Raw genomic sequence first — 13,779 nt, 5'->3', positions numbered from 1 at the left:
GGTTTTTCATGCGTCGTCTTCGCTTTCAGGATCTGCGGATCAGGACTAAGATCGCCATCCCGATGCTGGTCATGGGAGCGATCGGTATAGGTTCGGCCGCCTATGGCGCGTTCGAGTTCGGCAAGATCGAGAAGACCTATGCCGATCTGGTCTCCCAGCGCGCGACGGCAATCGTCGACTCGGCTCGCGCCACGGCTGCGATGGGCGAGATCGTTGGCAATCTCTACCAGGCGATCGCCTATCCCGAGTTCATGAAGCAAAATGCGACCAGCATCGAGGAGGTGAAGACCGCTTATGCGGCTTCGCTCCAGGCGCTGGTCGAGGCGAAGATCAGCTTCCCGCAGCGGGCCGAGAGTTTCGACGAACTCAGCCGCCGCCTGCAGGCGACCAAGTCCGACATCGACCAGATCATCGCCCAGGCAGGGCGCGACGAAGACCTGCCGGCACTCTCGATCATGTCGCAGCTTGATAAGACGATCAGCGGGATTGTCGATACGGCGGCCAAGCTGAATGGCGACATCAAGAAGGATACCGAGGCGACCTCGGAGGCGCTCGCCGTCGATGCCAAGCACGTCACGCTGATCGCGATTGGCCTGAGCCTGGCCGGGACGCTGCTCGGCCTGATCGGTGGCGCACTGCTGACCGGTGCAGCCATTACGCGGCCGCTGGAGCGGCTCAAGCTTCGCATGGGCCAGATTGCTCAGGGCGACTATGCCGGCGAGGTCGAGGGCCAGGACCGCAAGGACGAGGTCGGCGAGATGGCCCGGGCAGTCCAGGTGTTCAAGGAAAACGGCCTAGCCGTCCGGCGCCTCGAAAGCGAGACGGAAGCCGGGCGCGCCGCTGCCGAGCGCCAGCGCCTGGCGGCCGAAACCGAGCGCACGAGCGCCGCAGCGGCTCAGCAGCGCCTTGCGGCGGAGCAGGCGGTCGTGGTCAGGGCTTTGGCCGAAGGGTTGACCCGTCTCTCCCAAGGCGATCTCAGCGCGCGCGTCGAGGACGAGGTAGCCGCGGACTATGCCGCGCTGAAGCAGGATTTCAACGCCGCCGTCAGCCATCTGGCGCAGACGATCGCGACCATCCAGGCAACCTCGGTCGATGTTGGCAGCGCCGCGCGCGAGATCAATTCCGGGGCCGACGACCTGTCGAAGCGCACCGAGGAGCAGGCGTCTTCGCTCGAGCAGACGGCCGCCACCACCGAGCAGCTCGCCGCTTCGGTCAAGGCCTCGGCGCAGGCCTCGCGGCAGGCTGTCCAGCTCGCCAACGAGGCGACGGACGTCGCGGTCAATGGCGGGGCCGTCGCCAGCCAGGCCGTCGACGCCATGGCGCGGATCGAGCAGACCTCGCGCAAGATCTCCGACATCACCTCGGTGATCGACGAGATCGCCTTCCAGACAAATCTGCTGGCGCTCAACGCCGCCGTGGAAGCCGCCCGTGCCGGCGATGCCGGAAAGGGCTTCGCCGTGGTCGCCAGCGAGGTCAGGACGCTGGCGCAACGCTCGGCCGACGCCGCCAAGGACATCAAGGGGCTGATCAGCGAGTCGGGCACCGAGGTCGAGCAGGGCGTCGGGCTGGTCCGGGCCGCCGGCGAGGCGCTGAGCCGGATCGTCGAGGCTTCGAAGAAGGTCTCGGCCACGGTCTCCGACATCTCGGCCGCGGCGGCCGAGCAGGCGAACGGCATCGACGAGATGAGCCAGACGGTGGCCCATATGGATGAGATGACGCAAGCGAACGCGGCGCTGGCCGAGGAGAGCGCCGCTTCGGCGACCTCGCTCAGCGGTCAGATCCATCGTCTCAACGAGTTGGTCGCCAGCTTCCGCACCAGCGGCGATGCGCTCGCGCAGACCAGTGCGCCGCTCGCAGACGACGCTTACGAATGGGATGAACGCCGCCGGGCCTGAGCATAAGCGGCATCACTGGAATTGATGGACGGCCGCCTCTGGGCGGCCGTTTGTCATGGATCAGCCTTTGCGCTGGCCGCCGCCGAGCATCGTCTCGAAGATCGAGCGCAGTGCGTCCTGCTGGCCCGCCTGGACCTGGCGGCCGTGCTCGAACATCTGGTTCAGCGCATCGAGCCCGATCGAGCCCGGGCTCGCCTCACCCGATGGCGGCGCCTCGTCCGCGGCCGGTTCGGGTTCCGGCGCAGGCCGGCGCGATTGCGGCGCCGGCTGCGGGCTGCTCTGCGGGGCTTGCCCCTGTGTCCCGCCGAACATGCCGCCGAGGATCTGGCCGAAGATGGCGCCCATGTCGGTCGGCATGCCGGGCATCCCGCCGCCGCCCTGTGCCTGGCCGGCTTGGGGCTTCTGCCCGCCGAACATGCCGCCAAGGATCTGTTCCCAGGGGTTGGCGGGGGTCGCCTGCGGGGAAGGCTGCATGCCTGGCATCTGGCCGCGCATCATCTCGGCGAACTGACCGAGAATGCCGCCGAGGCCCTGATTGTTCACCGATTTGAACAGGCCGCCCATCACGATCGAGGCGATCACCGGCAGCATCTGTTTCAGGATCGCCTGGCCGACGCCGCTGGTCGCTGCCGCCTGCGCCGCGACGGCGTTGGCGACCTCCTTCGAGCCGAAGAGCTGGCTCATCACGTCCTGCCCGAGCGGCATCGCCCGGTCGGGGATGCCGTCGCCATCGCTGTCGTACATCTGGCCGAACGGCGTCGCCGTCATCATCTGGGCGAGATTGCCGAAGGCGTAGGGGTTCTGGGTCTGGCGCTGCAGCCCCATCGAGAAGGCCGGCAGCAGCGCATCGAGCGCGGCCTGGGTCTGCTGCATCGAGAGACCGTATTGCCGCGCCAGGTTCTGCATGGCCTGGCCGTTCTGGGCCGATTGCATCATCTCGAAGAGATTCATCATGGCGCGCTCCCGAGATCATCGCGCGTCCGACCGGACGCGGTCACGATGATCTATCACATTGTTATCGCATCGGATTATTCCGAAAAGTGGATTCCACTTTTCGGTCCGATGCTATAGCGGGGCCAGCCCGCTCATCCACCGGGAAACGATAGCAGCCGCGTGCCGTCAGGCAAGCGACGACCTGGCAGCGGCCTGTGCCGCGCTTTCCAGCCGGCTGATGCCGCGATAGGCGGTGACCAGCGCGGCGATGCCGAACAGCACGGCGCCCAGTGCCGCCCCGGCGAGCGCGCCCTTGGGCCCGGCATATTGCGCGCCCAGCCAGGCGAGCGGCACCGTGCCGAGCGTGGCGCGGCCCCAGCTGAACAGGGTCGAGTAGAACGGCATGCCGAGATTGTTGAAGGCGGCATTGGCGACGAACAGCGCACCGACGAAGAGCCACATCGGCCCGGCGATCAGGCAGAAGAAGGCGACGAGCTCGGCTGTCTCGCCGCCGGTGCCGAAGAGCGCGCTGATCTGGTGGCGGAGCAGCGCCAGCAGGACGCCGGCGACCGCGACATAGGCTGCGGCGAAGCCGACGGAATCGGTCAATGCCCGGCGCATGCGGTCATAACGCTGTGCCCCCCAGTTCTGCGCCAGGATCGGCCCGACTGCGCCCGACAGCGCGAACAGCACGCCGAAGGCGACCGGCACCAGCCGGTCGATGATCGCGCTCGCCGCGATCACCTGGTCGCCGAAGCGGGCGATGATGCCGAAGAAGCAGGCATTGGCGATCGGATTGGCGAGATTGGTCAGGATCGCCGGGGCCGCGATCGCGAAGGTCGGCCTGACATCACGGCGGAGCGCGGCAAAGCTCGGGCGCGCGATCATCTTGTGCACGCGAAGCGCGCCCTGGAAGCCGACGGCGAGGAAGACGACGCGCGAGAACACGGTCGCCCAGGCGGCGCCGTCGGGGCCGAGGCCGAGACCGAAGATCAGCAGGGGGTCGAGCCCGGCCGTGACGATGCCGCCGGCCAGGGTGACATACATCGCCCGCTTGGCGTCGCCGACGGCGCGCAGGACGCCGGAGAGGCCCATGCCGAGGGCCATCAGGGCATTCGAGGGCAGGGTGATCCACAGGAAGGAGGTCGCGACCGAAAGCGACTCTCCGTGCGCGCCGAGCTTAGGCAAGAGCCAGGGCAGCAGCGGCAGCATCAGGAGGCTCAGGGCCAGGCCGCAGATGGTCATGGCCGTCAATGTCGAGCCGGCCATGCGGCGTGCGCCGTCGCGATCGCCGGCGCCGAGCGCCCGCGCCGTCAGCGCGGTCACTGCGATCATCAGCCCGACATTGAAGGAGACCATCAAGTAGAGCACGATCGTCGCGTAGCCGACACCCGCCGTCGCCTCGGGCCGGCCGAGGCGCGAGACGTAGAGCAGCGACAGGAAGTCGACGACGAAGATCGCGATCAGGCCGACCGAGGCGGTCGATGTCATCACTGCGACATGGCGCAGGGTCGAGCCGCTGAGGAAGACGGCCTGCTGTGGCTTTGGCGGTGCGTTCACTCGGCCGGCTCCCCGACCCCGCCGACCGCGACCTCGGCGCCGCCATCCTCGATGACGTCCTGGGTCTCCTTGGTGAGCGCCTTCGACTTGCCCTTCGGCGCGACCAGAGGCTCGGGCGTGACGCGCGGCACCTTCTCGATGCCTGCGGCGACGCCCTCGTTGAACTGGATCTCCATGCGTTGCGCATCGCGGTCGCGCACATGCTCGATCACGAAGCTCGCTTCCTCATAGCTCAGGCCGAGCGCCTCCAGCGTCACCCGGCCGAAGCCGAGGGCCGATTCGAAGGTCTCGCGCATCTGGTAGTCGACATCGGCGCGCATCAGGTCCATCGCATGGACGCGGTCATAGGCGCGGGCATGGATGCGAACGGCCGGGAATTCGACCTTGGCCATCTCGACGATGCGCAGCGCCGCCTGCCGGTCGTCGATGCAGACGCAGACCACCTTGGCCTTGCCGGCGCCGGCGGCACGCAGGACGTCGAGCCTGGTGCCGTCGCCATAGTAGATCTTGAAGCCGAACTTGGCGGCGGACCGAATCCGCTCGATGTCGGAATCGATGATGGTGACGTCGAGATGCTGCAGCAGCAGCGCCTGCGTCACCACCTGGCCGAAGCGGCCGAAGCCGATGACCAGCACCGAGGGCGTGACGCCGTCGAAGGTCTCCTCGATCTCCTCCGGAGGCGGTGCGTTGGCGGCAAGCCAGAGGTCGATCAATTTGGCGGCGATCGGGCCGATCAGCATGCTGAGCGCGGCGATCGCCGTCGCGAGTGCGCCCTGTTTCTCGTCGAGCAGGCCGAGCGAGGCCCCGAGCGGCAGCAGCACGAAGGCGAACTCGCCGGCCGGAGAGAGCAGGGCGCCGGCGCGGATGGCCTCGCTCGTCGAGGAACAGGAAGCGCGCAAGATCGCTGCCGCGGCCGCGATCTTGAACAGCACCAGGAGCGGGGCCGCCAGCGCCAGCAGCAGCGCGTTCTCGGCGACCAGCTTGAGGTCGATCGACATGCCGACCGCCATGAAGAACAGGCCGAGCAGCACGCCGCGGAAGGGCTCGATATCGGCTTCGAGCTCATGCCGGAAATGCGAATCCGCCAGCAGCACGCCGGCGAGGAAGGCGCCCATCGCCATGGAGAGGCCGACCTGCTCCATCAGCAGCGCCGCGCCGAGAACGACCAGCAGGGCGGCCGCCGTCATCACCTCCTTGGCGCCGGTCTTGGCCAGCAGGCGGAAGAAGGGATTGAGCGCATAGCGGCCAGCGAGCACGACGGCCGCGATGGCGAGCAGGGCAAGTCCTAAGCCCGTCAGCGCCTTGGCCGAGCCGCCGCCATGGGCGGCCTCGGTCGTCGCCAGCAGCGGCAGCAGGGCCAGCATCGGGGCGATCGAGATGTCCTGGAACAGCAGGACGGAGAAGCAGCGCCTGCCATAGGGCTCGGCGCCGTCGCCGCGCTCCTCGAGCAGTTGCAGCGCGATCGAGGTGGCGGAGAGGGCGAGCGCCAGCCCGACCGCCAGCGCGCCGCCGGGGCTGAGCCCGAGCTTCCAGGCGACGGCGCCGATTACCGCCGCGCTCAGCAGCATCTGCGCGAAGCCGGCGCCGAGGATGTCCTTGCGCATCGAATAGAGTCGCGCCGGCTGCAATTCGAGTCCGACCAGGAAGAGCAGCAGCACGACGCCAATCTCCGCGGTGCTGCGGATCGTATCCGGGTCCTTGATCACGGCGAGCACCGAGGGACCGATCGCGACGCCGGCGGCGAGATAACCGAGCACCGCCGAGAGGCCGAAACGGCGGAACAACGGCACTGCTATGACCGCTCCGGCGCAGAAAGTCAGGATCGGCGGCAGATAGCTGGCATGCGAGGCGGCATCGGCCATGCAAGAACTCGTGCTGAAGCGAAGATGGGCCGCGCGGAGGCGCTGGCCGGTCGCGTGCAATGTAGGGCCTGTCGCCGCATCCTGCGAGAGGCGCATTGCATCGGCGGCCATGCGCTGCGGCGCCGGGCTTTCTTGACATCGCAGCCGCCAGATCGAAAGAAGGCGCGACCATCTCGGAACCAGCACCCAGTGACCGCCAAGCCACCGCTCGACATCCTGCTCTGTGCCCCGCGCGGCTTCTGCGCCGGCGTGGTCAGGGCGATCGACGCCGTCGAGAAGGCGCTCGCCCTGCACGGCGCGCCGGTCTTCGTGCGCCACGAGATCGTGCACAACAAATACGTGGTCGAGTCGCTGAAGCGGAAGGGCGCGGTCTTCGTCGCCGAGCTCTCCGAGGTTCCCGATGCGACGCGGCCGGTGATCTTCTCGGCCCATGGCGTGCCGAAATCGGTGCCGGCCGAAGCGCAGGCGCGCCACTTCTTCGCCATCGATGCGACCTGCCCGTTGGTCACCAAGGTGCATCGCGAGGCCGAGGTCCATCACAAGCGCGGCCGGCACATCCTCCTGGTCGGCCATGCCGGTCATCCCGAGGTGATCGGGACGATGGGGCAGCTGCCGGAAGGCGCGATCACGCTGATCGAGACGCGCGAGGATGTGGCACGGCTGACCCCGCCCGAGGGCAGGGAGCTCGCCTATGTCACGCAGACCACGCTCTCGGTCGATGACACCCGTGAGATCGTGCAGGCGCTTCAGGCGCGGTTTCCGGCGCTGATCGCCCCGCACAAGGAAGACATCTGCTACGCCACCACCAACCGCCAGGAGGCGGTCAAGCGCGTCGCGCCTTTGGTCGACGGGCTGATCGTGGTCGGCTCGCCCAATTCCTCGAACTCGCAGCGCCTGCGCGAGGTCGCCGAGCGCGCCGGCTGCCCGATCTCGCGCCTCGTCCTGCGCACCGACGAGATCGACTGGTCGCTCTTCGGCGATATCCGCCGCCTCGGCATCACAGCCGGCGCCAGCGCGCCCGAAGTGCTGGTCGAGGAGATCATCGACGCCTTCGCCGAGCGCTATGAGGTCACGGTCGAGACGGTCTCGACCGCAGACGAGAGCGTCTTCTTCCCGCTGCCGCGCGAGCTGCGCGAGCCGACCCCGACCGCAGCAGAGTAAGTCCAGCGTGGCCGTCTATACCGAAGTGCCTGATGACGAGATGGCTGCCTTCGTGGCGAGCTATGGCATCGGCGACCTCCTCGCGGTGAAGGGCATCGCCGAGGGTGTCTCGAACTCCAACTTCCTGCTCCACACCAGCAAGGCCTTCTATATCCTGACGCTGTACGAGGAGCGGGTCGATCTCGCCGACCTGCCTTTCTTCATCGGCCTGATGGAGCATCTGGCGGCGCGCGGGCTGATCTGCCCGCAGCCCGTCAAGGCACTGAACGGTTCGGCTGTGGGCCGCCTTGCCGGCCGCCCGGCTGCGATCGTGACCTTCCTGGACGGGCTGTCGGTGCGGCGTCCGAATGCGACGCATTGCGCCGAGCTCGGGCGCGGCCTGGCGCTGCTGCATCAGGCGGGTGCCGATTTCCCGATGGAACGGGCCAATTCCCTGTCGGTGCCCGACTGGCGGCCGCTGGCCGAACGCGCCGGTGCCGCCGCCGACACCGTCTCGCCCGGCCTCGCCAGGCGCATCATGGCCGAGATCGACATCCATGAACGCTCATGGCCGAAGGATTTGCCGCGCGGCGTGATCCATGCCGACCTGTTTCCGAACAATGTCTTCTTCATCAAGGACAGGCTGTCGGGGCTGATCGACTTCTATTTCGCCTGCACCGACGCTTTCGCCTACGACCTCGCCATCTGCCTGAATTCCTGGTGCTTCGAGGCCGATGCCTCGTTCAACCTGACCAAGGGCCAGGCGATGCTCGCCGGCTATGAGAGCGTGCGCCGGCTGGAGGACGCCGAGGTCGCGGCGCTGCCGGCGCTCTGCCGCGGCTCCGCGCTGCGTTTCCTGCTGACCCGGTTGGTCGACTGGCTGAACGTGCCGCCGGGTGCGTTCGTCAAGCCGCTCGATCCGCTCGAATACGACCGCAAGCTCGCTTTCCATCAGCGGGTTTCGGATGCACGCGAATACGGATTGAGACGATGAGTGACACTGTTGAAGTCTGGACGGACGGCGCCTGCTCGGGAAATCCCGGCCCGGGCGGCTGGGGCGCGATCCTCAGCTACAAGGGCACGGACCGCGAGCTCTCCGGCGGCGAGGCGCAGACCACCAACAACCGCATGGAGCTCATGGGGGCGATCGCGGCGCTGGAGACGCTGACCCGGCCCTGCACCGTCGCGCTCCACACCGACAGCCAGTATCTGCGCCAGGGCATCACCAGCTGGATCCATGGCTGGAAGAAGAACGGCTGGAAGACCGCCGACCGCAAGCCGGTCAAGAACGAGGAGCTCTGGAAGCGCCTCGATGCCGCGCTGAAGCAGCACAAGATCGAGTGGAAATGGGTCAAGGGCCATGCCGGCGACGAGATGAACGAGCGCGCCGACGCCCTGGCGCGCGCCGGCATGGCGCCGTTCAAGCCAGGGCGGTGAGGAGGCGGCGGGCTGCTGTCTCAGCGGCAGCTGAGAGTGGTTTCGGGACATAACGTCCATGCCCGAAAGCGGACGCTTGCTTCTTCTTCGATTTTTGCCCTTACCCTCTTCACGCAGTCGAGGAACACGAGGGGTTCAACAAGCGCACGGTCGCTTAGGGGCAAACGTCCCAGAACCCTTGGGTGCGTTGCGAGTTCGTGTAGTACCAGCAATAGCCCGGCGCCGGCGGTTGCGAATTGACGTAGGCGTTGGCCGCAGCAGCGGTGACGAAGCCGATCGCCGCGCCCGAGACAACGGCCATGCCGGGATGCCACCAGTAGTTTGCGGGGCGGACCCATGGCCCAACCGGACGATAACCCGGCCGGGCGACGACGCCGCGTCGCGCGACCACATTCCCCCTCGGGCCCCGGGCCACGTATCCGCGACCGGCGATTGCGCCGCGGGGACCTCGCGCGACGTAACCTCTTCCGGCAATGGCACCGCGCGGTCCACGGGCTGCGAAACCCCGATGAGCGAAACCGCCCCTTGCTCCGATCGCCCGGCCCCCCCTGACGGCTCCTCCCCGTCGGAACTGGACTGTTTCGATCAGTTCGGGGGCAGCGAGCTTTAGCGTGGGCGTCACAAACACTCCTGCGGAAACCTCAACTGATGCGAACAGGCCGATGCCAAGTGCGGCGGTCAGGATACGGATCGATCTCATGGTTCTTCTCCTTCAATGATCGACTTGATTTCGCCCCCTGCCGTCAAAAACTTGTCATTGCTTCGTTACTTTGAAGAACGGCGCGATCCGAGCAGCTGCGCCCGTTGCCGCGCTGTCCGAGGTCCCTGCCGTCCTGCGGATCGCCTGTCGAACGCTTTCGGCAGTGGGAGCGCTCCCCTCGATGCGGAGCAGTCCTTGCTCGAGCGCCAGGTCGGGCGACAGACGCCGCTCTAGGATCGCGACGAGGACAGCCTCGTTTGTGAGGAGGATAACGTCGTTGTCTTGAGCGCCTGCGGTATGGACCTGAAGGCTTTGGGGGCCCGTGCCGGTGATCCGTGACCAAAGGCCGGAATCGACCAAAAGCACCGAAATGGTAGGTCGCTCCCGGCTCAGTTCGTCGAAGCTCAGCCAGCGTTGAAGATCGGTCAGGTGACCGACGGCACGCCAGTAACCAGCGGAGCCGGGCGTAATCGGCTGAATTGCGCTCTTATCGACAATGCCCGCCTCGTAGGCGTTTCGGATCGCGATTGAGACATCGATCGACTTGGGATGCAGGGCGTCGAAGCCGTTCAGCAATATCCCGTCGAAGCCGCAAGCCGTCGCCGATCCCACGCTACCTCCGACGATAACCGTGGCAAAGCCGAGCGCAATGAAGGGGTTGGTCCGTTTCGTCATGGAAGCCTCCCATCAAAAGGCGAACGGGGCGCAGGGCTGACCACCCTAACGCCCCGCCACGCCGTCACGGAGTGACGATGTTGAACCAGAACGGGAAGTTATCGAGCAAACCGATGAACTCCCCGAGCGTTTCGCGCTTGCCTTCGACCTTCAGGTCGCCCGCGGCGATGGCCTGCTCCAGGGTCGTTTCCTTGAGCTGGATCTTGTCGAGCGTGGCCTTGGTCAGCGTCAGCTTGGAATCGGTCTGCGCCGGAACCTTTGTCGAGTAGTTGAGAGTCCCGTTTGCGACCGTCAACACGTAGTGCTGCTTTAGGTCGGTGAAATCGAGATGCAAAGTGAAGTTCTTCCCGGAGGCGCGCTCGCCGTTGAGCCGGACGCCGAGATAGTCGAACAGCATCTCGGGCGGCATGGCACGGATGGTGTCGGGGCTGGCGGTCACCGCGACCTGAAGGTTGGGCACGCCATTGCGCAGCTCTAGGGCGCCCTGGAGGTAGATCGCCCGCCAAGGCCCAGACTCGGACTGGTAGCCCATCTGCTCATAGGAATCCGCCAGCAGTTCCTTGGCGTCCCTATTATTCGGATCGGTGAAGACGATCTGCTTCAACGCTTCGGCAACCCAGCGATACTCGCCCTTGTCGTAGTCGGCCTTGGCTTTTTGCAGGATGGCGGCCGCGCCGCCCATATACTCGACGTACTTCTTGGCAGCTTCCTCCGGAGGCAATTGATCGAGCGTCGTCGGGTTGCCGTCGTAGAAGCCCATGTAGCGCTGATAGACGGCGCGGGTGTTGTGCTTATAGGAGCCGTAATAGCCGCGGTTGTACCACTGCTTCTCCAGCTCCGGTGGCGGCTTGACCATGTTGGAGATCTCGACCCCGGTGTAGCCCATGTTCATCAAGCGCACCGACTGGTCGTGCAGGTACTTGTAGAGGTCGCGGTAGTTTTTCCAGTACGGGATGATCCTGTCATTGCCCCAGATCGGCCAGTGGTGAGCCTGGAATTTGACGTCGACCTTGTCGCCATAGAGCTCGATGGTCTCGTTCAGGTAACTCGCCCATTTGAGCGGGTCACGGACCTGGGCGCCTCGGAGCGTCAGGAAGTTGTGCAGGGTGTTGGTTGAGTTCTCGGCCATCCACATGGCCCGGAACTGCGGGAAGTACGTGTTCATCTCCGCCGGAGCTTCCGTTCCGGGAGTCATCTGGAACACCATCTTCACGCCATCGATTGTCACCTCTTCGCCGGTCTTCTTGATCTCCCGGCTGGGCTCGATCAGCGTCGAGGTTCCGACGGAAGTCGTTTGACCGAGGCCACCGTTCACGCCGCCCTTGTCGTTGCGCGGCAGGACCGCGCCATACATGTAGACGGCGCGACGGCTCATCGCGTTGCCGGCGATGACGTTTTCACTGATCGCGTGTTCGCTGAAGTGCTCCGGCGCCAGAACCTGGACCTTGCCGGCCTTCACATCGGCCTCGTCGATGATACCGCGGACACCGCCGTAATGGTCGACGTGCGAATGGCTGTAGATGACCGCATGGATCGGTCGATTGCCGAGGTGCTGCGTGACGAGCTGATACGCCGCCTTGGCCGTTTCGGCCGAGATCAGCGGGTCGAAGACGATCCAGCCGGTATCGCCCTTGATGAACGTGATGTTGGAGAGGTCATAGCCCCTGACCTGGAAGATGTTGTCGGTGACGCGGAACAGCCCGTACTGCATGTTGAGCTGGGCATTGCGCCAGAGGCTGGGATTCACGCTGTCCGGCGCCGGCTTATCGACGGCGATGAACGCCTTGTACTGCTCAAGGTCCCAAACGACGGCGCCTTTGTCGTTCTTGATCGTGAGGGTATCGGGTTTTGCGATCAACCCCCGCGTCGCATCTTCAAAATCTTGTCTGTCGTTGAAGTTGAGGCTCTGCTGAAGCGCGCGGTTGGCGGCTTTGGTGGCTTCCGTTGCGGGCTTGGGCGCTGTTGGCTGCGGCTGTTGTGCGACTGCCGTCGCGCTAAGTATACCGATCGATAGTCCGAATACGGCTAGGGAGTGACGGATGCTCATTATTCCCTCCGAATTTGGATAAATTTATCAATATCGATCTGCTATTCCTCGTTTGCGTGACGCCGCGATGCTATCGGAGATGCCTCCGAGAGTCAGCCGTGAATGTAATCGCAGAAGGCATGACGTCTATGCCGCAGCGTCAGAGGGCAAATAACCCCTGGTAATGGCCGCAAGCGGACGCGCTGACTGTCCGAGTTGGGTCGGAAGTGGAACCATCAGACCGGTATCCCGTTCTCTCCGGCGCCGCAGCGCCGCCCCCTCAGCGCCAGCCGAGTCCAGGCGCGACATGCTTCAGGATCGCCTCGATGACATGGGCGTTGTAGTCGACGCCCAATTGGTTCGGCACCGTCAGCAGCAGTGTGTCGGCTTCGGCGATCGCCTCGTCCCGTTTCAGCTCCTCGATCAGCTTGTCGGGTTCGGCCGCGTAGCTGCGCCCGAAGATCGCGCGCGTGTTGTCGTCGATGTAGCCGATCGAATCGTCGCCCTGGTTGCCTTGGCCGAAATAGGCGCGGTCGCGGTCGTCGACCAAAGCGAAGATGCTGCGGCTGACCGAGACGCGCGGTTCGCGCGTGTGACCGGCCTCCTTCCAGGCCTGCCTGAAGAGACGGATCTGCTTGGCCTGCTGGATGTGGAAGGGCTCGCCGCTCTCGTCGGTCTTCAGCGTCGAGCTCTGCAGGTTCATGCCGGCCTTCGCCGCCCAGACGGCGGTCGCGTCGGAGGAGGCGCCCCACCAGATGCGCTCGCGCAGCCCTTCCGAATGCGGCTCCAGCCGCAGCAGGCCGGGCGGGTTCGGAAACATCGGGCGCGGATTGGGGCGCGCGAAACCCTCGCCGCGCAGGACGTCGAGGAAGACCTCGGTGTGGCGGCGCGCCATGTCGGCATCGCTCTGCCCCTCCGCCGGCTGGTAGCCGAAATGGCGCCAGCCATCGATGACCTGCTCGGGCGAGCCACGGCTGATGCCGAGCTGCAGCCGCCCGCCGGCGATCAGGTCGGCCGAGCCCGCATCCTCGGCCATGTAGAGCGGGTTCTCATAGCGCATGTCGATCACGGCGGTGCCGATCTCGATGCGCTTGGTCCTGGCGCCGATCGCGGCCAGCAGCGGGAAGGGCGAGGCGAGCTGGCGGGCGAAGTGGTGCACCCTGAAATAGGCGCCATCAGCCCCCAGTTCTTCGGCCGCGACGGCAAGATCGATCGACTGCAGCAGCGTGTCGCTCGCCGAGTGGGTCTGGGATTGCGGCGAGGGGGTCCAATGTCCGAAGGACAGGAAGCCGATCTTTTTCATCGCGTGACGCCTGTGAACGACCGAGAGTGCGGAGCTGTTCCGCGGCAAGGAAACGCCCGAGCGGCCATCGCCGCCGGGCGTGTGCCACCGGCATATAGGCAGGATTCACGGTCGCGCCGTGGCGTTCATGCACAGACGCCAATGCCGCGATGCAATCTCCGGGCTCTTGCGTGGCTGCCTGCCGGCTCGCGCCGGTGGCTGCCGGTAGGCGCCGCCGTCTCCCTCAGAACCGCATTTCGACCCTGCCT

At 65.9% G+C, this 13,779-nt stretch carries 10 protein-coding genes; 4 read left to right on the top strand and 6 right to left on the bottom strand.

Annotated elements, in window-relative coordinates; genetic code table 11:
• Nucleotides 1–8 precede the first annotated feature (8 nt).
• Nucleotides 9–1,895 carry a methyl-accepting chemotaxis protein gene (locus tag ASE66_RS01810; protein WP_082613127.1) on the top strand — a complete coding sequence of 629 codons (1,887 nt, stop codon included), beginning with the start codon at nt 9–11 and terminating at the stop codon, nt 1,893–1,895.
• 60 nt (nt 1,896–1,955) lie between these two features.
• Here ASE66_RS01810 and ASE66_RS01805 read toward each other — a convergent pair whose 3' ends face one another.
• The 3 genes from ASE66_RS01805 to ASE66_RS01795 form a co-directional block, all read right to left on the bottom strand.
• Complete coding sequence (locus ASE66_RS01805; protein WP_057187859.1) at nt 1,956–2,849, bottom strand: DUF937 domain-containing protein; 894 nt, start codon at nt 2,847–2,849, stop codon at nt 1,956–1,958.
• Nucleotides 2,850–3,014: 165 nt separating this feature from the next.
• Nucleotides 3,015–4,388, bottom strand: coding sequence for an MATE family efflux transporter (locus ASE66_RS01800; RefSeq protein WP_057187858.1), 1,374 nt, complete (start codon nt 4,386–4,388; stop codon nt 3,015–3,017).
• On the bottom strand, nt 4,385–6,250 hold the full coding sequence (locus ASE66_RS01795; protein ID WP_057187857.1) for a monovalent cation:proton antiporter-2 (CPA2) family protein: 1,866 nt from the start codon (nt 6,248–6,250) through the stop codon (nt 4,385–4,387). Before ASE66_RS01795 ends, ASE66_RS01800 begins: the two co-directional genes overlap by 4 nt.
• Before the next feature lie 189 nt (nt 6,251–6,439).
• Here ASE66_RS01795 and ispH point away from each other — a divergent pair, with 189 nt between their 5' ends.
• The 3 genes from ispH to rnhA are packed head-to-tail and all read left to right on the top strand — an operon-like array spanning nt 6,440 to nt 8,827.
• On the top strand, nt 6,440–7,411 hold the full coding sequence (ispH, locus tag ASE66_RS01790; RefSeq protein WP_057187856.1) for a 4-hydroxy-3-methylbut-2-enyl diphosphate reductase: 972 nt from the start codon (nt 6,440–6,442) through the stop codon (nt 7,409–7,411).
• A 7-nt stretch (nt 7,412–7,418) separates the two neighbouring features.
• Nucleotides 7,419–8,384: a homoserine kinase gene (locus ASE66_RS01785; RefSeq protein WP_057187855.1), complete on the top strand. Its 966-nt coding sequence runs from the start codon at nt 7,419–7,421 to the stop codon at nt 8,382–8,384.
• A complete protein-coding gene (gene rnhA, locus ASE66_RS01780) occupies nt 8,381–8,827 on the top strand; it encodes a ribonuclease HI (protein WP_057187854.1) in 447 nt (148 codons plus the stop codon). The genes ASE66_RS01785 and rnhA overlap by 4 nt, the downstream gene beginning before the upstream one ends.
• Before the next feature lie 754 nt (nt 8,828–9,581).
• On the opposite strand, the gene ASE66_RS01770 is transcribed toward rnhA, so the two are convergent.
• The 3 genes from ASE66_RS01770 to ASE66_RS01760 form a co-directional block, all read right to left on the bottom strand.
• Nucleotides 9,582–10,202: an SCP2 sterol-binding domain-containing protein gene (locus ASE66_RS01770; protein WP_057187852.1), complete on the bottom strand. Its 621-nt coding sequence runs from the start codon at nt 10,200–10,202 to the stop codon at nt 9,582–9,584.
• 64 nt (nt 10,203–10,266) lie between these two features.
• Nucleotides 10,267–12,249, bottom strand: a complete 1,983-nt coding sequence (locus ASE66_RS01765; RefSeq protein ID WP_057187851.1) for an alkyl/aryl-sulfatase — start codon at nt 12,247–12,249, stop codon at nt 10,267–10,269.
• A 259-nt stretch (nt 12,250–12,508) separates the two neighbouring features.
• Entirely contained in the window at nt 12,509–13,531 is a 1,023-nt protein-coding gene (locus ASE66_RS01760) for an LLM class flavin-dependent oxidoreductase (protein WP_057187850.1), read from the bottom strand.
• Nucleotides 13,532–13,779: the final 248 nt, after the last annotated feature.

This window comes from Allobosea sp. Root483D1 (assembly GCF_001429505.1).
Lineage (GTDB): Bacteria > Pseudomonadota > Alphaproteobacteria > Rhizobiales > Beijerinckiaceae > Allobosea.
Note: the sequence above shows the minus strand (reverse complement) of the source record. Positions and strands in the feature narration are given on the sequence as shown.

Excerpts from the sequence above, each read along its gene's own strand:
- rnhA (WP_057187854.1), top strand. The coding sequence starts at position 8,381 with ATGAGTGACACTGTTGAAGTCTGGACGGACGGCGCCTGCTCGGGAAAT.
- ASE66_RS01770 (WP_057187852.1), bottom strand. The coding sequence starts at position 10,202 with ATGACGAAACGGACCAACCCCTTCATTGCGCTCGGCTTTGCCACGGTT.
- ASE66_RS01765 (WP_057187851.1), bottom strand. The coding sequence starts at position 12,249 with ATGAGCATCCGTCACTCCCTAGCCGTATTCGGACTATCGATCGGTATA.
- ASE66_RS01810 (WP_082613127.1), top strand. The coding sequence starts at position 9 with ATGCGTCGTCTTCGCTTTCAGGATCTGCGGATCAGGACTAAGATCGCC.
- ASE66_RS01805 (WP_057187859.1), bottom strand. The coding sequence starts at position 2,849 with ATGATGAATCTCTTCGAGATGATGCAATCGGCCCAGAACGGCCAGGCC.
- ASE66_RS01795 (WP_057187857.1), bottom strand. The coding sequence starts at position 6,250 with ATGGCCGATGCCGCCTCGCATGCCAGCTATCTGCCGCCGATCCTGACT.
- ASE66_RS01760 (WP_057187850.1), bottom strand. The coding sequence starts at position 13,531 with ATGAAAAAGATCGGCTTCCTGTCCTTCGGACATTGGACCCCCTCGCCG.